We start from the raw sequence: 20756 nt of genomic DNA, 5'->3' as shown, positions 1-20756 counted from the left end.
CGGGGCTCTCAGTTCTTGTCGTGACGCGTGTTCTTCACGCGAACCGGCATCCACTTCGCTCGAAACGCCCTAGTTCATGATCTCCACCGTCGCCGAACGGCCGGCGACCAGCGCGATGCGATCCGGCAGCTGATCCAGCGCGATGCGTACCGGGACGCGCTGCGCGAGGCGAACCCAGCTGAAGGTCGGGTTGACGTTGGCGAGCAGGTTCGCGCCGTCGGTGCGGTCGCGGTCGGCGATGCCGGCCGCGATGCTCTCGACGTGACCGGTGAGCCGGGCCGGCTCGCCCATCAGCCGGACCTGCGCCTTGTCGCCGACACGGATCCGCGCGAGCTTGGTTTCCTCGAAATAGCCTTCGACATGCAGCGTATCGGTGTCGACCAGCGCCATCACGCCCTTGCCCGCGGTGACATAGGCGCCGGGCCGCAGATCCATGTTGGTGATGGTGCCGTTGACCGATGCGTGCACCTCGCTGCGGTCCAGATTGAGCTGCGCCACGGCGCGATCGGCAACCGCCTGATCATAGGCGGCCTTGGCTTGCAGCTGCGTGGCCAGCACCTGCTCCTGCTTCTGCTGCGACACCGCATCGGTGGTCAGCGCGCTGTAGCGCTTGAGGTCGGAATCGGCCTGATCCAGCGTGGCGCGATGGCCGGCGACCGCCGCGTCGGCCTGCTGCAATGCCAGGGCAAAGCGGGCGCGATCGATCCGGAACAGGATATCGCCGCGATGCACGGGCTGATTGTCCTTGACCAGCACGTCGGTGACGAAGCCGGATACGTCGGGCGCGACCTGGACCACGTCGGCGCGGACCCTGCCGTCGCGGGTCCATGGCGATTCCATGTAGTAGACCCAGAGCGCGTGAGCCACGGCGAGCGCGGCGACGAGCGCGACGGCAGTCAGCGCGACCCGGCCGAGCCAGGCGAAATTCCCCTTCATGGCAGAAACTCCGAAAGATAGACGACGCCGCCGAGCAGGCAGACATACAGTGCGAAATTGAACAGCGCGCGATGCCAGACCAGCCGGTAGAGGCCGAAGCGCTGCATGATCCGGCTCAGCAGCACGCTGAGCGCATAGGCAATAACGAGCCACAGCAGCAGCGCGGGAACCAGAACTCCGTAGATGTCGAGCTCATATCTCATGCCGCAAAACTCTCCTCGGGCTGCGATCGATACGCCGGCGCATTCGGAAACAGGCCGCGGCGGATGCCGACGAGTCCGAGCAGCGCATCGTCCCGCGCGCGCTCATTGGGGTCCTTGACGACCGCGGTCACCGCGGCATCGACGCATGACAGCAATTCGGCCGGCAGTGCCTGATCCGCATGGGCGCGAAACGCCGCCGCGAGGTCGTCCAGCATGTGGTCGATGGCGCGCACGGTCGATGCGGCGAGGCCGTAGCGGGCGCGCCGAAGATCGATGATGTTGAGCCCGATGCGCAGCTGGACCAGGCTGTCGGTGTCGCGGCGGTCGCTCTCGGAGATGAAGGCGATGCGCTGCACCAGCAGTCCGAGCCGATGCAGCATCAGGCCGGCAAACTGCGCGCGATCGCCGCGGCCACGCCGCTCGGCCGCGACCGCGAGCGTCTGCCAGCTCGACGTCATCAGCCGCTTGGCGATCCATTCGGCACCGACGCCGCGCGCGATCCGCGTCACGATCTCCGCGATCACGACACCGAGGAAGAAGGCGACGGACGTGTTGGCAAAGCTGGCGAAATCCGCGCTGTAGGTCGATTGCAGCGCGAGCAGCGTCGCCGTGTTGGCGGCGAGCGCCATGCCGATCGGCGCGGTGCTGGGTCGTGCGATCAGGAATCCATATGTCAGGAAGGTCGGCGCCAGCGCGGCGATCAGGACCTCGACATGGGAGATGCTCGGCACCACCGCGAACTGATAGATCGCGACGATGACGACGGCGACCAGCGAGAACAGGCCGAAGGCCCGGATGCTGCGCGCCGGCTCGTCCTGCGCGGCGAAGAAGGAGCAGGCGACCGCCGCCATCATCGGCGCCGAAGCGCCATCGGCCCAGCCGGTGGCGATCCACACGCCGCAACAGATCAGGATGGCGACCGTGGTCCCCGCGGCCGACCACAGCGCCATGCCGTGGTCGCGATGCCGGACCGGAGCCGCTCCGGCCTCCGGATGGAATGCGAACGGCACTGAGGAGATATCCTGGCCCGCGGCAATAGCATCGGCCACCGCGCGGCAGTCGGCCGAGATGTCGACGAGGTCGCGCAGCCGCAGCAGCAGGCTGATCGTGATGATGCGTTCCCGCGCCGCGAGGCCGTCGAGGGCGGATTGCCGCTCGGCGATATCAGCGCGGATCTGCTCGCCGGATTGCCGCTGGCGATCCTCGTCCACGATCCAGGCGGCGACGTCGCCGATCAGGCGCTGTAGTCCCGGCTGCTGTTGCAGCACCGCCGCACCGAGCGCGGCAAGCCGGTCTTCGATCGACGTCACGATCGGCAACAGCATCAGCATGCGCAACCGAACCTCGGCGAGACCGCGCACGGTGCCGGTGTCGGCCAGCCGGTCATAGGCGAGATGGGTCGCCAGCGTATCGATCTCGACGATGTCGGTCGCGAGGCGGAGGCGTTGGGCCCGGCGCGTCTCGCTGCTGCCGTGATCAAGCAGCACGTCGCGGGACAGGCGGCGGGCATCCGACAGCCAGCTCCTGACCCGGCTGCCGACCGCCGGCGCGACGCTGCGCGGAAACACCACGGTCGACACCAGGCTTGCGCAGATGATGCCGAGCGAGATCTCCTCGACCCGCGCCAGCGCGATATCGAAAATGCTTCCGGGTTCGGCGACGGACGGAAAGCCGATCAATGCGACGGTGTATCCGCCCAGCATGAAGACATAGCTGCGTGGGGTTCCGTCGAGCAGCGACAGATAGAGGCAGAGCCCGACCCACAACGCGATGGCAAGGCAGAGCAGCTCGGGCGCGTTGACGAGGTTCGGCACCATCGCCACCGTGACGATCGCGCCGATCAACGTTCCCATCACGCGGAAGAACGCTTTCGAACTGGTCGCGCCGGCCAGTGGCTGCGACGTGATGTAGACCGTCGCCATCGCCCAGTAGGGCCGCGGCAGATCGATCGCCAGGGCGATCACAAGCGCCAGCATGGATGCTGCGAACGTCTTCAAAGCGAAAACGAGGTCCGCGTGGCGGACCAGGAATGGCTCTTCGGCGCGCATGACTATTTCGCCTCTGGAGCAGTCTTCGCCGGACCAGACCTGGCGTCCTGGAGGCGGCTCGCACGCTGCTCGATGCGCTGGAGCGTCTCGAAGGTTATCGCAAGTTTCTCGCTCTCGATATCCTTCAGCACACTGGCACGCACGCGGCGCAGGATGCGGTCGATGTCCTCGGCCTTGGCCTTGCCGCTCGCGGTCAGGTGCAGCGTCTTGGCGCGCCGGTCGGTCGGGTCCTCGCGGCGCTCGACCAGGCCTTCCGACGCGAGCAGATCGATCAGCCGCACCAGCGAAGGACCTTCGATCCCCAATTCGTCGGCCAGCACGCCCTGGCGGACGTTTTCCCCCTGCCGCGACAGCACCAGCAACGGGATAGCCGTCGCGTAGGACAGGCCGTGATCGGACAGCGCCTGATCCGACTCGCGTCGCCAGATCCGGGCGAGCCTGGTGATCAGGCGGCCGATCTCGGCGTGGATATGGGATTGCGATGGAGGCATGCAAATTAGATAGGATACAAACTATTAGGCTGCAACTATATAATTGGGCATCACCCTGATGATCACGCAAAAGCGATCGGGCAATGGGCACGGGCTTCACGGCAGGAGCGGATGAGGGGCTTCGCGGCGATAGCAGCCTGGCGCTGATCCCGACCTTCATCGTCGTGGCGGTGGATGCCACCGGAATGGGCATCATCCTGCCATTGCTGCCGTTCTACTCACAGCGGCTCGGCGCGACGCCGTTCGTGATCGGTGCCCTGATCTCGGTCTATGCGGTATGTCAGCTGATCGCGGGCCCGATCGTCGGCATGCTGTCCGACCGCTACGGCCGCCGCAAGGTGCTGGTGGTCAGTCAAATCGGCACATGTGTCGGCTTCGTCTTGCTGGCCATCGCAGGCAACCTGACGCTGGTGTTCCTGGCGCGGATCATCGACGGGCTGACGTCCGGCAACATCTCGGTGGCGCATGCCTATGTGGCCGAGCATAGCGCACCTTCGACCCGCAAGCAGGCGCTCGGCATGACCAGCGGTGCGATCGGGACCGGCTTGCTGGTCGGCCCTGCGCTCTCGGGCCTTCTGGTCCACTATGGTGACACTTATCCGGTATGGGCGGCGGCGGTCCTGTCGCTGATCAGCATTGTCGCCACCATCGCCTTGCTGTCGCCCGATCATCCGGCCTCCGAGCCGCTCTACCAGCAGCGGGTGCCCGAGCCGACGCTGGCGCGCACGATCGCCGGGATGCGCTATGCGTGGCGCGTGCTCGCTCTGCTCATCGTGTTCTTCTTCGTGAACTCGATGTTCCTGTCGCAGATCGGCCTGTTCCTGTCCGCGCGGTTCAGCTGGGATGGGCATCCGTTCGGTGCGCGCGAACTCGGTGCGGTGTTCGCCTATGCCGGCTTCATCAACATGGTCGTGCAGTGCCTCCTGATCACGCGGGCGAATATCTTCGCTTCGGACAGGATCATCGTGCTGGCGGCATTCGCCTGCATGGCGATCGGATTTTCGGGGCTCGCGTTCGCGCCGCGGATCAGCCTGCTGGTGCTGTTCCTGACGCTGATCATCGTCGGCATGATGTTCACCCGCAGCACGCTGACCGCCGAATTGTCGCGCAGCACCGCGATCAACCGTCAGGGCATGATCATGGGCCTCAACCAATCGTTGATGTCGGGTGCCAATATCAGTGCTCCACTGCTGAGCGGCGTGCTCATCGGCCATCAACTGTTCGTCAGCTGGACGCTCGTGATGGCGGCGGTCGCCGTGATCGGGGTGGTTCTGGCCGGACAACTTCTGCCGCCCCAACCGGGCAAGCCGTGAGCTAACGCGCAGCTGCCGCGTTGATGGACGTGCTTCGTGCACGGCGACATGATGTTGTGCACGCCGCATAGCGCAGGGTGCTGCCGGATCTCAGCCGAAGTCGCACATCAGCCGGCTCCAGTCCTCGCCCGCGAGGCCGCCGACATAGATATCGCCGCGCACGATGGCGTCGTTCACTTCCGGAACACGCGTCAATGCCATGGCGAAGGCGCGGTGCCGGAACACGAGCCAGCGTTGCAGCCCGAGCCCCGCCATCAGAGCCGGCTGCGCACGGCCGCGAGCCTCGACATGGCCGCTGTCTTCGAGGTGGCGGAACATCGCACCCAGCACGCCGACTTCCTGGCCGGGCAGCGACAGGATGTTGAGCACATGCGCGGTCCGTCCCGGCGACGCGTAGTAGACAAAACAACCAAGCAGCGCGCCGGAACGGTCTTCGATCGCGCGGATCGTGAAGCTGCCTAGTCTGGTGTTCTGCGCCGCGAGGCCGACGAGCCAGCCGAGCTCGTCCTCCGACCAGAGCGGGCGGACGGCGTAATGGGCGATCAACCGCGGCGCATGCGCCAGGAAGTCCGCGACGGACATCTCCAGCACCTTCGCGCCGGCGGGGCCCTCGATGTTGTCGTCACCGCGGAGGCGACCAAGGAAAGCATCGACGGGACGCAAGAGCGCTGCCAGGCCCGGCTCAATCCGGCGCAGGACGCGGGGCGAATGACGCCCGAGCAATGCGCTTAGCGGACGGAAGGTGCGCACCCACTCCAGGTTCTGCATCGGAATCGTCTTTCCGCCGATGGCCATCAAGGACCTGGCGCTGGTCGGCGATGCGCTGTCACAGAACGAAAGACTTGCCTTCTTCGGCCGCAGACCAAGATTGAGCTGGGCGGCTCCGGCGGAGTCCCTGTTCGTCATGAAGACGCCGAGCAGCCGTCCCGGGATGACATTGCCGCACGCCATGAAGCGCATCGGGACCGAAAGCAGGGCGCTCGAGATGAGGCCGTCCTGCTGTTGATAGATTTGCGTGCCCGCCGCCTCGCTATAGGACGGTGATCCCAAGGTCAGTGCGTGCAGATAGCCCTTGAGATCCGCGCCAGCGGGCCTGTCGCTTCCCCTGAAGACCTTGAGGAAGAGGCCTGCGACCGCGGGAACGTCCGCAGTCGTCATCGGCCTCGCTGCGCCCTTGCGCAGCGCTTGCCGGTCGGTCTGGACGATGGGTTCGGACTGCGGAGCCGGACGATCCGGCGCGATCGACAGACCTTCGTGCGGCAGAATAGCCCGGACCGCTGTATGGGACGTTGCGCTCAGCATGTTTCGCCACTTCGTCTCCTGCCGCCTAATTGCGACAGCGCCGTCGGACGGCAAGATCAAATGGCTGTCGACAAACTCGGGTCGGTCGACATCACGCGAGCAGGAAGTTGCGAATGCTCCGCGTAGGCGCGCGTCCTTGCATCAACTCTCCAACGTGGCGTGTGGGCCGTCAAGAAATTCAACCTGTGGAGGTTAATGCGATGCGCTTGCTAACGTTAATGCGGCACGCCGCTGCAGCGATCGGTCCTGGCGACGCAGGTCACCATGCCGCACGTCACGATGGCCGATGCCATGAACAAGGTTGATGGCTCAACTCTCAAGGCCGGTTCCATGCGTCACGAGCTATTCGATAGCATCGACAATCAGGCGCCGATCGCAGCGTGGATCATTTTCAATGAGACTGTGGCAATCTACCGCGCCGTCCAGTGCAATCCTCCGTTTGCACCTCTGTGTAAACAGTACAAATAGGTCGAGGATGCGCTCCGCTTGTTTCGTTCTTGCACCGTGTCGCGATCGTCGCGCGTATGTGCCGCGGATGCACGGAGGAGGTGTGCCGACGGCCGGACCGGTTGCCGCTGGCGCAATCGCGGCCATCGCGCCGGAAGGGATGATGATCGGCGGAACAGACATCGACCGGATGACGTTCCAGGAGTTCGGCCAACTCCTGCCGTGGAAGGCAGTCGGCGGGAACGTTGCGAATACTCAGCCGAATTGAGAACACAACGCAGCCGTCCAGGAGGAACTCGAAGGGAATGCTTACGGACGTACGGCAGATCAAGGCGGCGCGTGCGCTCCTCCGCTGGAGGCAGGATCGGCTTGCGCAAGAAGCTGGTTTGGCACTTGCGACGATCCGACGACTAGAGCGTCTTGAAGGCCGGATAGAGGCCAACTTCGACACGGTGCAACGGATTCGCGAGGCGCTTGAAAATGCCGGCATCGAATTTGTGGGTGCGCCGAACCTTGGAGTCCATGTTTCGACGGCACGACAAGACGGCGTTGCCAAGCCCGAGGTCGGCTGAAGAATTTTCGATACGACGTGCAGCGATCTGGATTTTCCGGCGCTCGGACGTTCCCGCTCAACTGAATCGATCCTGGTCAACTCGCGCCACTCAGTTTGAGGTGCGACATGGATGTCGTTCGCGTGCGCGACAAGCCAGGGATCGGGAGATAGCTAAAAAGCTATTCTTGTAGCGCTATTGATACTTCATGTAAGGAATAAAAATATCGTTTTATAACAGTGTGTTAGAAGTATCACGCGATGACATCGAATGCGTGTGACAAGTATTTGTCGCATTGTCGCGTCTCACGAACTGTTGTTCTCATCGATCCTGCGTGATGAGGGGCTTTGCGGAGGTTGGAGATCGGTCACCGATCATCCTTCTCACGCCGAAGCGACGCGAATTGGTTGGGGATGAAGATCAGGGGCGCAATCGGCTCGATCGTAAATCTCCTCAAACGAAAAAGGGCAGGAGGATTTATGCAGCTTTCCAAGAGTATTATTCTGGCTTCGGCAGCGTCGCTCATTGCAGTGGGCGGCGCGCAAGCAGCCGACCTTCCGGTGAAGGCCAAGGCGGTCGAATACGTCAAGGTGTGTTCCCTGTACGGCCCGGGCTTCTACTACATTCCGGGCAGCGATACGTGCATCAAGCTGGGCGGCTATCTGCGCGTCGACGTTCTGGCGAATACGAACTCCGACAACACCGGCAACACCTCGGGTCCCGCCGGGGCGAACAATCGTTACACCAACGGCTACACCTGGCGCTCCCGTCAGGATCTGAATATCGACACGCGCACCGCGACCGAATACGGCGTGGTTCGCACCTTCTTCGATGCGACCTTCAGCTGGACCACGGATAGCTATGCCGGGCAGGGCAATGGCTCGAGCATCTACTCGGCGATCGGCACGGCCTCGGCGCCGAACAACGCCAACGGCGGCGCCGTTGCGGCCGGTACGGTCGGCGTCTACTACGCCTTTATCCAGTTTGCGGGCTTCACCATGGGCAAGGCGGTCTCGCAGTTCGCTGCTCCGTGGGCCAACTACCCGGGCAACAACTACGACGGTCTGGTCGGCGGCGGTGGCACGATCACCGGTGTGAACCAGTTCACCTACACCGCGCAGTTCGGCAACGGCGTGTCGATGGCGCTGTCCGCGCAGGATCAGACGGCCTACTATCAGGCCGGCGTCAACAATCTGGGCGCAACTCCGGGCGCACTCGGCCCGTTCGGCCTCAGCAACTACGCCGGCACGATCGCTCCGGACCTTGTTGCGATGTTGCGCGTCGACCAGGCCTGGGGTCTGTTCCAGGCGTCGTTCGCGGCGCATAACAACCATGCGGCCTACTACGGCGGCAACGAATCGACCGGTCATCCGGACGACAAGTGGGGCTGGGCTGGTGCGTTGGCCCTGTCGATCAAGAACATCCCGACCGGACCTGGCGACACGATCAACATCCAGGGCGTCTACACGAACGGCGCAACCCGCTACAATATCCAGGATCTTGCCGGTTCGGCCGGTGCGAACACGGTCTTTGGCGGCACCAATCTGCCGGGGGCCTATCAAAGCGTCGGCTTCGGCATAGCGCCCGACTCGGTGTTCGTCGCCGGTGGTCAGCAGCAGTTGATCACGACCTGGGGCATGCGCGGCGCGTACACCCACAATTGGGATGCCTACTGGAACACTGCGATCTACGGTGCTTACGCCGGGGTCCGCTATAACGGCACCGCCAAGTCCTACATCTGCGGCCCAACAGGCTCTGGCGTGGGTGGTTCGTTCGGCGCCGCGTTCGGCACCGCCGGCCTGACCTCTTGCAACCCGGATTACAATATCGCGCAGCTCGGCCTGATCACCCGGTGGACCCCGGTCAAGAACCTGACCTTCTCGGCAGACCTGACCTACACGCACGTGGATCAGAAGTTCGCCGGCACGATCGCGTATCCGGGCAGTGCCGGCATCGGCAAACCGGGCGCCGTGTACGAGCTGAAGGATCAGGACACCGTGCTCTTGCTCCTTCGCGCTCAGCGCAACTGGTAAAGATTTATCCACCAGGAAGGGAGATTGCTCTGAACTTGTAAAACTTGTCACCTCCAAGGAAGGCCTCCGGTATGTCCACCGGAGGCCTTCGCATTTTGATCGCCGTGTGGACCTTGCCACGCCGATCCGCATTTCCCGAAGTGCAGGTGGGGTGGACGCAAGTTCGGGTGAGGAGAACGCGTCGGACGAAGTTTCGGTTCTGATCCCATCAGAATCGAAAATGCTCTGGTTCGGCGATCTATTTCTTTGCGCGCGATTGCGAGGCGACCCGGCGGCGGGGCGGCTTGGCCGGAGGTTGCCGTCTTCTCTTGCGAGCGGCTCGCCGCTTGCTGCTGTTCAATTCAAGGTTGGCGGACACTGCCTGTTCGAACGCCGTGAGATCCATTAGCAGGCTTGCGATGTCTTCGCGCGGCACATCCAGGAATAAGGCCGAGAGCGAGCGCGTCTGCTCCGTCCGCAGCCGGCGAAGCATGGCCCTGCCGGCCTTCGTCAGCAGAACAACCTGAACGCGGCGATCCGCCTCCGCCGTTACGCGCCGGACGTGACCGACCTTGACGAGTTCATTGACGAGAGCGGTGACGTTGCTTTGCGGCACCATCAAAGCGCTGGCGAGCTGGCTCAACGCTACGCCTCGTTTGGAGGCCGATAGAGCTTCGAGGACATGCAGCCGGGCAAGGCTGTATTCGAATCGATCCCTGAGCCGCCGATTGATCACTCGTGCGATTTGTGACGAGCAGCCGAGCAGCCGCAACCAGAGCTTGGTCTCATCGTCGTTCATCTGCGAGCCGACCATCGACCTGTTACTGTAGGTTCCTCGCTGCTCGAACCTGTCTGGGTCCGCGACTTAGGGGCGCGTCGGGATTTGGTGTCGCCTTCCGCAGAGCCGGGGCGGTGCGGAAGTCATCTGGATCGGTGGCGGCTGTTCTGCTTGCTTGATATTGGATGGCCCCGCCTATGGGTCGAGCTCAGTATCCCAGTAGAGATAGTCGAGCCAGCTCTCGTGCAGATAATTCGGCGGGAATAGCCGCCCGTTGCGATGCAGCTGATGCACGGTCGGAGCGTAGGGCGTCTGCTTCGGAAACATCTTGGCCTGCTGCGGCGTCAGATTGCCCTTGCGCAGATTGCAGGGCGAGCAGGCCGCGACGACGTTCTCCCAGGTGGTCTGGCCACCCTTGCTGCGCGGAATGATGTGATCGAAGGTGAGGTCGTCCGGCGACAGGCAATACTGGCAGGAGAAGCGGTCGCGCAGGAAAACATTGAAGCGGGTGAAGGCGGGGTGGGTGGTCGGCTTGACGAAGGACTTCAGGGATACGACGCTGGGCAACTGGATTTCGAAGGAAGGACTTCGGACCGCCCGGTCGTAATATTCGACGATGTTGACACGATCGAGGAACACCGCCTTGATCGCGTCCTGCCAGGACCAGAGCGACAGCGGGTAGTAACTCAGCGGCCGGAAGTCCGCATTCAAGACCAGCACCGGCCAACCGCCTTGTGAGACATGTGCGTTCAAATAACGCTCCTGACTCCCATTAGCTGCGAAGCAGCATGCACTCACATACTACAGGCAGCGTGACGGGATTGTGAAGAGCGATGAGCGGCTTATCCGCCATGCACTGCCATGTTCCTGCCCCGATTGCCTCCGGCCCGCGAGGCCCGTAAAGGGAGCCGCACGGCCCTGTCGGCCACTGACGGACCCCTGCCGATGACCACGACTTCAAGCTATCTCGAGGCGCCGCGCCGGTTGCGTGCATTCGTGCGGGCGCACGAGACCAGCCTCGTGGTGCTGGCGGTGCTGATCGGCGCCATTGGCGGCCTCGTGGTGGCGGTCATGAGCAGCCTGGTCACAGTGCTGCATTCGGTGCTGTTCAATCTGCCGCTGGGCGAGCGGCTGTCGAGCCAGCCCAGCATCGATCCCGTGCGGGCACTTCTGGTTCCCACCGCTGGCGGCCTGCTGCTGGGTCTGGCGTTCCTGCTGCTGCTCCGGGTCCGGCCAGCCCGCGAGATCGACCCGATCGAGGCCAACGCGCTCTATGGCGGGCGGATGTCGTTCCGCGGCAGCGTGATCGTGGCGTTGCAGACGATCTGGTCGAGCGGCGTCGGCGGCTCGGTCGGGCTCGAAGCCGGCTATACCCAGCTCTCCAGTGGCCTCGCCGCTTCGCTCGGCCGCGGTTTCCATCTTCGCCGCAACGACCAGCGAATCATGGTCGGCTGCGGCGCGGCGGCGGCGATCGCCGGTGCCTTCAGCGCCCCGCTCGCCGGCGCGTTCTACGCTTTCGAACTTGTGATCGGCGGCTACACGCCGGCGAGCCTGACCCCGGTCGGGGTGGCTGCGGTGACCGGCTATTTCGTCGCCCATGCCTTCGAGCCGCTGCCGCTCGGGGTCGGGGTCGGAACCGTCGGCGACGTGCTCGGGCGCGATCTCGCGATCGCCGCGCTGCTTGGCATGGCCGCCGCTTTGACCGGGATCGCGATCATGCGCGGGGTGACGCTGTGCGAGGCGTTGCTCGCCAAGACCCGGCTCTGGCCGCCGCTGCGCCCGGCGCTCGGCGGCCTTGCCGTCGGCGCGATGGCGCTGCTGACCCCGCAGGTGATGTCGTCGGGCCATGGTGCGCTGCGCTTCGCCGGCATCGTGGCGATGCCGCTCGCCTTCATCGCCGGTGTGTTCGCTTTGAAGGCTGTCGCCTCGATTGTGTCGCTCGGCTCGGGCTTCCGCGGCGGATTGTTCTTCGCCACGCTGTTCATGGGGGCGCTCGGCGGCCGGCTGTTCGCCGCCGGCGTCGACATCGTGTGGCCGGGGCTGAACCTCGACCCCAACGCCTATGCCGTGATCGGCATGAGCGCGCTGTCGGCCTCGGTGATCGGCGGCCCACTGACGATGTCGTTCATCGCGCTGGAATCCACCGGCAACCTCTGGCTCACCACAGCGGTGCTGGTCGCGGTCATCATCTCGACCACGATCACCCGCGAGCTGTTCGGCTATTCGTTCGCGACCTGGCGGCTGCATCTGCGCGGCGAGACCATCCGTAGCGCCGCCGATATCGGCTGGATCCGCGATCTCACGGTCGGCAAGATGATGCGGCAGGACATGACGACGGTGAATGCCGCGATGCCGATCGAGGCGTTCCGCGAGGAATTCCCACCGGGCTCGAAGACCCAGGTCGTCGCGGTCGATGGCGAGGGATGCTACGCCGGGCTGGCGCTGGTGGCGGAAGCGCATGCGCCCGATCTGGAGGCCGACAAGGGGCTCGCGGGCATCCTGCGCTACGCCGACGTGGTGCTGCATCCCGGCATGAACGTGCAGGAGGCGATCGCGGTGTTCGACGCGGCGGAAGCGGAGTCGCTCGCGGTGATCGAGGGCGATGGCGACCGGCGGCCGATCGGCCTGCTCACCGAAGCGCACGCCATGCGCCGCTACGCCGAAGAATCCGAGCTGCGTCGCCGCGAGGTGATCGGCGAGGTTTGATTTCGCCGAGGTGATCTGGCCCGTCGCAGGCTATCAGACCCGTCATCCTGCGGAGCGCGGAACGCGCGTCTCGAAGGATGCGCGGACACCAGCCGGGCCGCTGACCCTTCGAGACGCGCGCGATGCGCGCTCCTCAGGGTGACGCTGGTGGAGTCGAGTTCAGATCGGAATCTTCTCCAGCTTCTGCAAGCATCGCGTCAGGCGCACCGTGGCCGGCATCTCGGTGTCCGGAAAGCTGGTTTTCCAGTCGGTGACGCCGACCTCGCCGACATAGATATCGCCGCGCGAATCCAGCGCGATGCCGTGCGGCGCCAGGAATTTTCCGGTCTCGACGCCGGGGCCCTGCTCGCCGCCGAGCCGGGCGATGCGCTTGCCGGTGCCATCCACGATCGACAGCCGCGGGCCGAGATTGGGCACCTTGCGGTTGACCGCCATGCCGGGGCCGAGCTCGCCGATCACGAAGTTCGGCTGCTTGCCGCCGCCGCAGCACAGCGCGCAGGGCCGGTGCAGGTTGTTCCACTGCGTCTCGTATCTACCGTTGCCGTCGAACACCTGGACGCGATGGTTTTCGCGGTCGGCGACATAGACGAAGCCGTCGGCATCGGTCGCGATGTTGTGCACGATGTTGAACTGGCCGGGATCGGTGCCGGGCTCGCCCCAGGTCTTGAGCAATTTTCCATCCGGCGTGTACTTGTGGACGCAGGCGTTGCCGTAGCCGTCGGAGACGTAGATCTCGCCCTTCGGCGAGAGCGCGGTATGGGTGCAGCGATGGAACGGCTCGCCGCTCATGAATGGCGCCGGCTTGTTCGGGATGCCGATCGTCAGCAGCACCTTGCCGTCGGTGGAGCATTTGCGCACGGTGTGGTCGCCGTCATCGGTGCAATAGAGATTGTCGTCGGCGTCGATGTGCAGGCCGTGCGCGCGGGTGAACACGCCTTCACCCCAGCTCCTGAGGAAGTGTCCCTCGCGGTCGAGCACCACCATCGGGTGTTCGCCGCGATTGAAGACATAGACGCGGTCCTTGCTGTCGACCGCGACCGAGGCGACATCGGTCAGGCTCCAGCCGTCGGGCAGCTTTGCGAAATTCTCGACGACGCGATAGCGGTGCTCGCCGGTGCCGAGGATGGTTGGCATTATTCCGTTCTCCCCATTTCTTGTCATTCCGGGATGCGCGCAGCGCAGGCCCGGAATCCATTCAACCATAGAGCTTGCTGCTCAATGGATTCCGGGTTCGCGCTGCGCGCGCCCCGGAATGACGGGTTGGTTAGGTCAATTTCGCCACCGGCCCGACGTCGCGCGGCAGCAGGCCTTGCTCGATCGCCTTGATCTGGAGCGCCAGATAGCGCGAGTTGATGCGGCATTGCGCCAGGCTGCCGGCGATGAACCAGAGGCCGGGCTGCGGCGTGCGTGTGTACATGTTGCGCAGCTCCTGGCCGTCGCCAAAGCCCCAGATCGGGCCGACGCGCGCGGCCATCGCCTCGCCGAACAGTTTCTTCACCAGCTCTTCCTGCGGCCGGTAGCCGGTCGCGAGCACGATCAGGTCGGCAGCGATCGTCTCACCGCTCTTGAGCCGCGCGCCATCGCTCACGAAGGTCTCGATGTCGGCGAACTGTTGCAGGGCGACCGCGCCGCTGGCGACGAGGTCGGAGCAGCCGACGTTGAAGTAGTATCCGCCGCCACGGGTCAGGTATTTGAACTGCCAGCCGGTGCCGCCGTCGCCGAAATCGAGCCTGAAGCCCTTGCGCGCGAGGCCGTCGAGCAACGTCTTGTCGAGCTCCTTCGACTGTTCGGTCATCAACACGTGGCTGCGCTTGGCCAACGCGAGCGGCATCGAGGTCGCGATCAGGTCGTTGTCCTCGAGCGAGCCTTCGTTGTAGGCGGCATAGGCGAGCTGCGCCGACGGCTCGATATTGGTGATCAGGGTCGAGGAGCGCTGCACCAGCGTCACCGCAGCGCCCGAGGAATGCAGGTCCTGCGCGATGTCGTGGCCGCTGTTGCCGGTGCCGATCACCAGCGCGCGCTTGCCGGTCCAGTTCTCGCCGTCCTCGTAGCGGCTGGAATGCATGACCTGGCCTGAAAAATTCTTCAGGCCGGGGATCTCGGGCAAATTGGGGATGCCGCTGACGCCGGTTGCCATCACGACATGGCGCGGCCGCATTGTCCGCGTCGTGCCGTCGGCGCGGCGCAACTCGACGGTCCAGCGTCCTTGCGCATCGTCATAGCTGCCGCCGATGAATTCCGTGCCGGTCCAGAAGTTCAGCTCCATGGCGTCGACATAGGATTCGAACCAGTTGGCGAGCTTGTCCTTCGGGATGTAGGTCGGCCAGTTCGGCGGGAACGGCATGTAGGGCAGGTGATTGACCTGGACCTGGTTGTGCAGGGTCAGCGCGTGATAGCGCTTGCGCCAATTGTCGCCGACCCGCGCCTCGCGGTCGACGATCAGCGCGTCGATCTTGAGCTGTTGCAGCCGCGCGGCGATCGCCAGCCCGGCCTGTCCGCCGCCGACCACCAGCACATCGGGGTCGCGGTCGGCATATTCGGCGGAGGCCTTGCGCAGGTCGAGCCAGTTGGGCCCGCGGAAGTCGCGCGAATAGGCCTGTCCGCGTGGACGTGTATGGCCCTGCTGCTCCTCGAAGCCCTTCAGTTCCTCGAGTGCCGTCAGCAACGTCCAGGCCTTCAGCCGGTCGCCATCGCCGGCATCGGGGATCAGCCGCACGATGCCGTGGCCACGGCCGGTCGTCGTCTCGAATTTGAAGATCGCCTCGATCGCGGTGGTGCCGGCGCGCATCACCCGGCGGGGGGCGGCGCGCTCGGCATCGATGCGGAAATCATGCGGCGCGCTGCGGCGGGCATGTGCCGGCAGTTCCTCGAGGATCGCAAAGGCGCGGTTGACGGTCTGGATGTTCCAGCTCAGCGCCAGCACGTCGCGCCAGTAGCTGTCGGGATGGAATAGCGGCTTCAGCAGCACATCGTCGGGGCTCGCCAGCGCATCCTCGAACTGCACAAGCCAATTGTCGGCGGCGACCGAAATATCGTCCGTCTTGTCGAGCATTTCTCGTCATCGGCCGCCGTGGTGACATTCTCTGACGGCGTTCCCTTGCTGCAAGCCTATACCCATTGGTGAGGCAGCAGAAAGGGCGTGACGGGATATCGCCTATTCGGCCAGCGACAGGATCAAGCCTTGATCCGGCGGAACACGGCCTTGCAGGGTATCGAGATAGGCCTCGCGCACCGCGGCCGGGCCGTGCCGCTCGACCACATCGAGCCAATTGGGCAGATGCGGCACGAACTCGGCCCATGCGGCGCCAAAGCGCTGGTCGATGCCGCCGGGGCCCCATTCCTTGGCACGCTTGCGGATCTGGTCCGGCGCAAAGAACCACACCGGCCTGGCGCCGGGCAGTGTCGGTTCGTCGGGCTCGCTCGCCCGATGCGTCAGCCCGACCCGGCCGGAATAGACCATCTGCGCGCCGAAGTGCCGGTGCAGGGCCTCGCGCAGCGCGCTGTTGCCGGCCATGTCGACATAGGCGACCGGTTCCGCCGACGGGATCGCGGTGACCTGGTCATAGGTGACGACCTCGTCATAGCAACCGAGCGAAGTGACGAAATCGATATTGCCCTTGGATGTCAGCCCGATCACGCGGATGCCCCGCTTGTGCAGCAGGTGGGCGAGCCCGAATGCAGTCTTGCTCGAGGCCGACGACAGGATGACGCGGCGTGCGCCGTAGAATTCATTCTCGGCAAGGAAGTCGTCGACCAGGAACGACAGCATGAACAGCGGCAGCAGCAGCGCGCGGAAATCGCCCTGCTGGCCGGCATAGGTCGGATCGCCGGAGACACGGGCGTAGTTGTTGTAGACCGGCGAGACCTCCTGCCGGTGCGCGGCCGCGTCGCGCAGGCCGCGCTTGCTGACATCTGCCGCCTCGATCACCAAATGGGTTGCCATCGGGAAGTAGCCGAACAGTGTCTCGCCGACCGCAACAGTAGGATGCTTCGAGGCCAGCACCTCGCCAAAACCCCAGACCGGTATGATGCCGTAGCCCTCGGGCGCCGGGAATAGATGCCAGTATTTCAGCTGCTCGCCGATCACGGCATAGGTGATGTTGTTGGCGGTGAAGGCGAACCGGGTCACCTTCACCAGCAGCGCGTCCGCCGGCAGCGCCGCGGCGTCGGGCAACCGGGTCTCGATGACCTTGCATTGCTCTAGGTCGTTGCGGATGACGATGAAGTCGGTCGAGTTCATGGCGATGATCCAGGCTCGGGATACGGACGCATCGTTGCGTCGATTGCCGGCGCTTTGCAACAGCAACTAAGTTTCAAACGTCGTTCGCTGCACCGTCAGCCTCAGCGAAGCTGTCCTTCACGGTAGAGGTCGCGCAGCTTGCGCTTGAAGATCTTGCCGGTGGCCTCGCGCGGCAGCGCGTCCATGAAGCGGATGTCGCGCGGCACCTTGAAATTGGCGAGCTTGCCGCGCAGGAAATCCTGGATCGCCGCCACCGACAGCGTGGCCCCGGTGTCCGGCTCGACGCAGGCGAACAGCCGCTCGCCATACTCGTCGTCGGGAACGCCGAACACCGCACAGTCGCGGACGCCGTCCATGCCGATCAGGGTATTCTCGATCTCGGCGGGATAAATGTTGACGCCGCCCGAGATCACCATGTCGCGCTTGCGGTCGCACAGGAACAGGTAGCCGTCGGCGTCGAGATAGCCGACATCGCCGACGCTGATCAAGCCGTCGCGGTCGGCCTCGGCGCGCGCCTTGGCGTTGCCGTGGTAGTCGAAATCCGAGATCAAGGTTTGACGCATGAAGATCTCGCCGGGCTCGCCGACGTCGCAAGGCGTGCCGTCCGGCCGGAATATCCTGACGATGGCGCCCTCGATTGCCCGCCCGACGGTGCCGGGCTTCGCCAGCGCTTCCGCCGAGGAGTGCCAGACCGGGATGCCGGTCTCGGTCGAGCCGAGATATTCGTTGATCACCGGACCCCACCACTCGATCATCGCGCGCTTGACCTCGACCGGGCAGGGCGCAGCGCCATGGATGATGAAGCGCAGCGACGACAGATCGTAGCGGCGCCGTGTCTCATCGGGCAGGCGCAGCAGCCGCACGAACATGGTCGGCACCATATGCATGTGCGTGACGCCGTGGCGCGCGATCAGTTGCAGCAGATCCTCGGGGTCGAAGCGCGGTTCGAGCACGATGCTGCAACCGTTGCGGAACGCGAGCATGCCGTAGGAATGCGGCGCCGAATGGTACATCGGCCCGTTCATCAGGATCACCTGATCCTCGTTGGGCTTGACGCCGTAGGTGATGGCGCCGATGCGGGCGGCCGCCGGCAGCTGCTCGGGCCGCATCGGCTTGCGCCGGACGCCCTTCGGCAATCCGGTCGTGCCCGAGGTGTAGAACATCGGCGCCGCGCCGATCGGGGCGTCGGTCAGCGGCGCATGGGTGTCGCGCCACTGGTCCCAGTCGGTCATGCCATCGGGCACGCGCGCGAATTCAGGCACTACGCCGTAGGCCGCGGCGATCTCGGGTGGCGTGGTCACGACCAATAGCCTGATCGCCGCTGGCAGCCCGTCGCGGATCTGCGGCAACAGGTCGGCATGGCAGACCAGCGTGTCGGCGCCGCTGTCGGCCAGGATATAGGCGACCTCGTCGGCTTTCAGGTGCCAGTTGATTGGCACCACCGGGCTGCCGAGTGCGGCCGCCGCCGCGACCACCTCGAACAGCGCGAAATCGTTGCGCAGCATCATGCCGACCGGCTTGCCGTCGCGCATGCCGAGCGTGCGGAAGCCGTTCGCCGCCCGCGCGATGCGGGCATGGATGTCGCCGTAGCTGATCTGTCTCTCGCCGCTGATGATCATGTCGGCATTCTCCACGCGATCGTCCTTACGTCAGGCGCTGGCACGAACGAAATCGTTGCGTGCCTCATTAAACTCCGCTTTCAGCCGCGTCACCAGCTCGGCGACCGGCGGAGCATCGATGATTTGGCCGATGCCCTGGCCGGAGCCCCAGATGTCGCGCCAGGCCTTGGCCTTGGTGTTGCCGCCGGAGCCGAAATTCATCTTGGACTTGTCGGCGACCGGCAGATTGGCGGGATCGAGCCCGGCTGCCGCGATCGACGGCCCGAGGTAGTTGCCGTGCACGCCGGTGAACAGGTTCGAGTAGACGATGTCATGCGCCGCGAATTCGGTCAGCGCCTGCTTGTACCTGATATCGGCGTTGGCTTCCTCGGTCGCGATGAAGCGGGTGCCCATGTAGGCGAGGTCGGCGCCGAGCGCGAGAGCCGATGCGATGCTCCAGCCGTCGGAGATCGCGCCCGACAGCAGGATCGTGCCCTTGAACCATTGCTTGACCTCGCGCACCAGCGCGAATGGCGACAGCGTGCCGGCATGGCCGCCGGCGCCGGCGCAGACCAGGATCAGGCCGTCGACGCCCTGCTCGGCGGCCTTGCGGGCGTGCTTCACGTTGATGACGTCATGGAACACCACGCCGCCATAGGAATGCGCGGCCTCGACGATCTCCGACGGCGGGCGCAGCGAGGTGATGATCACAGGCACCTTGTGCTTCACGCAGGTTTCCATGTCGTGCATCAACCGGTCGTTGGAGGCGTGGCAGATCTGGTTGACCGCGTAGGGCGCAACCTTCTTCTCCGGATGCAGCGCCTGATATTCGCCGAGCTCGTCGGCAATGCGCGTCAGCCACTCGTCGAGCTTCTCGACCGGGCGCGCGTTCAGCGCCGGGAATGAGCCGACGATGCCGGCCTTGCACTGCGCGATCACCAGTTCGGGCCCCGAGACGATGAACAGCGGGGAGCCGACGACCGGCAGTTCGAGCTTGTTGGTCAGCGAAGCAGGCAACGGCATCTTTCGGGTCCTCCATGGGCGGATCGCTCGGCCGACGGCCTGAGCGGATCGTGAATTGTTGTGGTGGCGGGAGCGTCTCTCCTGGCGGGCCAATATAAGGCTGGACGGCGTCGCGATTGCGTTCAATATTGAACAGATAGCTAGTCAAGATTGAACAGAAACGGGCAGGCTGGGGAATGGATTGGGAGCTCTGCAAGACCTTCGTCGCGGTGGCAGAGACCCGTAGTTTCGCCGCCGCCGCGCGCCGCCTGCGCATCAGCCATCCGACCGTCGGCCGCAACGTCGCGGCGCTCGAGAAGCAGCTCGGCACCCGGCTGTTCGCGCGTTCCAATGACGGCCTGTCGCTGACGTCGCATGGCCGCAGGTTCCGCGAGCACACCGAGGTGATGGCGGCGGCCGCCTTGCGCGCGGAAGCCGCGGCCTCCGCGACCGGTGCGCAGGCCCGTGGCGTGGTGAAGCTGTCGATCGGCGCGACGCTGGCGGCGCACTGGCTGATGCCGCGCCTCGGGCCGTTCCTGCGCGATCATGCCAGCATCCAGCTCGAGGTCATCACCCACCCGTTTCCGGCCAGCGTGCGCCGCCGCGAGGCGGACGTCGTGCTGCGGCCGGTCGACGCCGGCGACGAGAACCTGATCGGCCGCAAGATCGGGCGGCTCGGCACCGGTTTCTTCGCCTCGCGCGACTATGCGGCGGGCCACAAGCTTCCGGAGCGGCGGGACGAGTGGAAGGGCCACAGCGTGATCGGCTTTGCCGACCAGGCTTCGAACGCGCACCTGGCACGGTGGAGCGATGTCATCACGCGGCAGGGCACCCTGGTGATGCGCTGTTCATCGCAGGGTGACATGCTTGCGGCGGCGCGGGCCGGGCTCGGCATCACGGCATTGTCCTGCCTGGTTGCCGCCGACTATCCCGACCTGGTTCGGGTCGCGCCGCAAAAGCTCGCGAGCCTCTCCGACCTCTGGCTGCTCGCCCATCCCGATCTGGTCGAACTTCCCGCGGTGCGCGCCGTGATCGGCTTCGTCACCGACTGCGCGCGTGAGGACCGGGTCCGGCTGCGGGGATAGAGCATGATCCGGAAAAGTGGGAACCGGTTTTCCGAAGAGACCAT

18 protein-coding genes are annotated in these 20756 nt (G+C 64.9%); 6 read left to right on the top strand and 12 right to left on the bottom strand.

Features of this window, described 5'->3' with window-relative positions:
- Positions 1-69: 69 nt before the first annotated feature.
- Genes B2W55_RS05555 through B2W55_RS05540 form a run of 4 tightly spaced genes read right to left on the bottom strand, consistent with a single transcriptional unit; the run spans position 70 to position 3678 of the window.
- Positions 70-936 (bottom strand): HlyD family secretion protein, encoded by an 867-nt coding sequence (locus B2W55_RS05555; protein ID WP_024584716.1) that lies wholly within the window; start codon positions 934-936, stop codon positions 70-72.
- Positions 933-1139 (bottom strand): DUF1656 domain-containing protein, encoded by a 207-nt coding sequence (locus B2W55_RS05550; protein WP_024584717.1) that lies wholly within the window; start codon positions 1137-1139, stop codon positions 933-935. The genes B2W55_RS05555 and B2W55_RS05550 overlap by 4 nt, the downstream gene beginning before the upstream one ends.
- A complete protein-coding gene (locus tag B2W55_RS05545; protein WP_024584718.1) occupies positions 1136-3187 on the bottom strand; it encodes an FUSC family protein in 2052 nt (683 codons plus the stop codon). Before B2W55_RS05545 ends, B2W55_RS05550 begins: the two co-directional genes overlap by 4 nt.
- Positions 3188-3189: 2 nt before the next feature.
- The gene (locus tag B2W55_RS05540; protein ID WP_024584719.1) at positions 3190-3678 is read right to left on the bottom strand and encodes a MarR family winged helix-turn-helix transcriptional regulator; all 489 of its coding nucleotides are present in this window, start codon (positions 3676-3678) and stop codon (positions 3190-3192) included.
- 83 nt (positions 3679-3761) lie between these two features.
- On the opposite strand from B2W55_RS05540, the gene B2W55_RS05535 reads away from it, so the two are divergent.
- On the top strand, positions 3762-4991 hold the full coding sequence (locus B2W55_RS05535; protein WP_024584720.1) for an MFS transporter: 1230 nt from the start codon (positions 3762-3764) through the stop codon (positions 4989-4991).
- Between the two features lie 90 nt (positions 4992-5081).
- Here B2W55_RS05535 and B2W55_RS05530 read toward each other — a convergent pair whose 3' ends face one another.
- Positions 5082-6347 (bottom strand): GNAT family N-acetyltransferase, encoded by a 1266-nt coding sequence (locus B2W55_RS05530; protein ID WP_291532189.1) that lies wholly within the window; start codon positions 6345-6347, stop codon positions 5082-5084.
- 210 nt (positions 6348-6557) lie between these two features.
- On the opposite strand from B2W55_RS05530, the gene B2W55_RS05525 reads away from it, so the two are divergent.
- From B2W55_RS05525 to B2W55_RS05515, 3 genes are all read left to right on the top strand, one after another.
- The gene (locus tag B2W55_RS05525; RefSeq protein ID WP_024584722.1) at positions 6558-6761 is read left to right on the top strand and encodes a hypothetical protein; all 204 of its coding nucleotides are present in this window, start codon (positions 6558-6560) and stop codon (positions 6759-6761) included.
- 284 nt (positions 6762-7045) lie between these two features.
- Positions 7046-7312 carry a helix-turn-helix domain-containing protein gene (locus tag B2W55_RS05520; RefSeq protein ID WP_043855173.1) on the top strand — a complete coding sequence of 89 codons (267 nt, stop codon included), beginning with the start codon at positions 7046-7048 and terminating at the stop codon, positions 7310-7312.
- Between the two features lie 458 nt (positions 7313-7770).
- Positions 7771-9324: a porin gene (locus B2W55_RS05515; protein WP_024584723.1), complete on the top strand. Its 1554-nt coding sequence runs from the start codon at positions 7771-7773 to the stop codon at positions 9322-9324.
- A 238-nt stretch (positions 9325-9562) separates the two neighbouring features.
- Here the strand turns inward: B2W55_RS05515 and B2W55_RS05510 are convergent, their stop codons facing one another.
- Positions 9563-10117, bottom strand: a complete 555-nt coding sequence (locus B2W55_RS05510) for a MarR family winged helix-turn-helix transcriptional regulator (RefSeq protein ID WP_024584724.1) — start codon at positions 10115-10117, stop codon at positions 9563-9565.
- Between the two features lie 159 nt (positions 10118-10276).
- Positions 10277-10834: an HNH endonuclease gene (locus tag B2W55_RS05505; protein ID WP_024584725.1), complete on the bottom strand. Its 558-nt coding sequence runs from the start codon at positions 10832-10834 to the stop codon at positions 10277-10279.
- Between the two features lie 192 nt (positions 10835-11026).
- Between B2W55_RS05505 and B2W55_RS05500 the strand changes: the two genes are divergently transcribed.
- Positions 11027-12787 carry a chloride channel protein gene (locus B2W55_RS05500; RefSeq protein WP_024584726.1) on the top strand — a complete coding sequence of 587 codons (1761 nt, stop codon included), beginning with the start codon at positions 11027-11029 and terminating at the stop codon, positions 12785-12787.
- 159 nt (positions 12788-12946) lie between these two features.
- Here B2W55_RS05500 and B2W55_RS05495 read toward each other — a convergent pair whose 3' ends face one another.
- From B2W55_RS05495 to B2W55_RS05475, 5 genes are all read right to left on the bottom strand, one after another.
- Positions 12947-13921: a peptidyl-alpha-hydroxyglycine alpha-amidating lyase family protein gene (locus B2W55_RS05495; RefSeq protein WP_024584727.1), complete on the bottom strand. Its 975-nt coding sequence runs from the start codon at positions 13919-13921 to the stop codon at positions 12947-12949.
- Between the two features lie 130 nt (positions 13922-14051).
- Positions 14052-15839, bottom strand: a complete 1788-nt coding sequence (locus tag B2W55_RS05490) for a flavin-containing monooxygenase (RefSeq protein ID WP_024584728.1) — start codon at positions 15837-15839, stop codon at positions 14052-14054.
- A gap of 102 nt (positions 15840-15941) precedes the next feature.
- The gene (locus tag B2W55_RS05485) at positions 15942-17027 is read right to left on the bottom strand and encodes a DUF2855 family protein (protein WP_024584729.1); all 1086 of its coding nucleotides are present in this window, start codon (positions 17025-17027) and stop codon (positions 15942-15944) included.
- 101 nt (positions 17028-17128) lie between these two features.
- Positions 17129-18646 carry an acyl-CoA synthetase gene (locus B2W55_RS05480; RefSeq protein WP_024584730.1) on the bottom strand — a complete coding sequence of 506 codons (1518 nt, stop codon included), beginning with the start codon at positions 18644-18646 and terminating at the stop codon, positions 17129-17131.
- A gap of 30 nt (positions 18647-18676) precedes the next feature.
- Positions 18677-19648 (bottom strand): NAD(P)H-dependent flavin oxidoreductase, encoded by a 972-nt coding sequence (locus B2W55_RS05475; protein ID WP_024584731.1) that lies wholly within the window; start codon positions 19646-19648, stop codon positions 18677-18679.
- Positions 19649-19824: 176 nt separating this feature from the next.
- Between B2W55_RS05475 and B2W55_RS05470 the strand changes: the two genes are divergently transcribed.
- Complete coding sequence (locus B2W55_RS05470; RefSeq protein WP_024584732.1) at positions 19825-20712, top strand: LysR family transcriptional regulator; 888 nt, start codon at positions 19825-19827, stop codon at positions 20710-20712.
- Positions 20713-20756 lie beyond the last annotated feature (44 nt).

The sequence above is a fragment of the Bradyrhizobium sp. UBA2491 genome, from assembly GCF_002341725.1.
Taxonomy (GTDB): domain Bacteria; phylum Pseudomonadota; class Alphaproteobacteria; order Rhizobiales; family Xanthobacteraceae; genus Bradyrhizobium.
The sequence above is the reverse complement of the archived record's forward strand: the minus strand, read 5'-3'. Positions and strand labels throughout refer to the sequence as shown.

Coding starts and splice junctions, on each gene's coding strand:
- B2W55_RS05555 (WP_024584716.1), bottom strand. CDS start 936: ATGAAGGGGAATTTCGCCTGGCTCGGCCGGGTCGCGCTGACTGCCGTC.
- B2W55_RS05550 (WP_024584717.1), bottom strand. CDS start 1,139: ATGAGATATGAGCTCGACATCTACGGAGTTCTGGTTCCCGCGCTGCTG.
- B2W55_RS05545 (WP_024584718.1), bottom strand. CDS start 3,187: ATGCGCGCCGAAGAGCCATTCCTGGTCCGCCACGCGGACCTCGTTTTC.
- B2W55_RS05540 (WP_024584719.1), bottom strand. CDS start 3,678: ATGCCTCCATCGCAATCCCATATCCACGCCGAGATCGGCCGCCTGATC.
- B2W55_RS05535 (WP_024584720.1), top strand. CDS start 3,762: ATGGGCACGGGCTTCACGGCAGGAGCGGATGAGGGGCTTCGCGGCGAT.
- B2W55_RS05525 (WP_024584722.1), top strand. CDS start 6,558: ATGCCGCACGTCACGATGGCCGATGCCATGAACAAGGTTGATGGCTCA.
- B2W55_RS05520 (WP_043855173.1), top strand. CDS start 7,046: ATGCTTACGGACGTACGGCAGATCAAGGCGGCGCGTGCGCTCCTCCGC.
- B2W55_RS05515 (WP_024584723.1), top strand. CDS start 7,771: ATGCAGCTTTCCAAGAGTATTATTCTGGCTTCGGCAGCGTCGCTCATT.
- B2W55_RS05510 (WP_024584724.1), bottom strand. CDS start 10,117: ATGGTCGGCTCGCAGATGAACGACGATGAGACCAAGCTCTGGTTGCGG.
- B2W55_RS05500 (WP_024584726.1), top strand. CDS start 11,027: ATGACCACGACTTCAAGCTATCTCGAGGCGCCGCGCCGGTTGCGTGCA.
- B2W55_RS05495 (WP_024584727.1), bottom strand. CDS start 13,921: ATGCCAACCATCCTCGGCACCGGCGAGCACCGCTATCGCGTCGTCGAG.
- B2W55_RS05490 (WP_024584728.1), bottom strand. CDS start 15,839: ATGCTCGACAAGACGGACGATATTTCGGTCGCCGCCGACAATTGGCTT.
- B2W55_RS05485 (WP_024584729.1), bottom strand. CDS start 17,027: ATGAACTCGACCGACTTCATCGTCATCCGCAACGACCTAGAGCAATGC.
- B2W55_RS05480 (WP_024584730.1), bottom strand. CDS start 18,646: ATGATCATCAGCGGCGAGAGACAGATCAGCTACGGCGACATCCATGCC.
- B2W55_RS05475 (WP_024584731.1), bottom strand. CDS start 19,648: ATGCCGTTGCCTGCTTCGCTGACCAACAAGCTCGAACTGCCGGTCGTC.
- B2W55_RS05470 (WP_024584732.1), top strand. CDS start 19,825: ATGGATTGGGAGCTCTGCAAGACCTTCGTCGCGGTGGCAGAGACCCGT.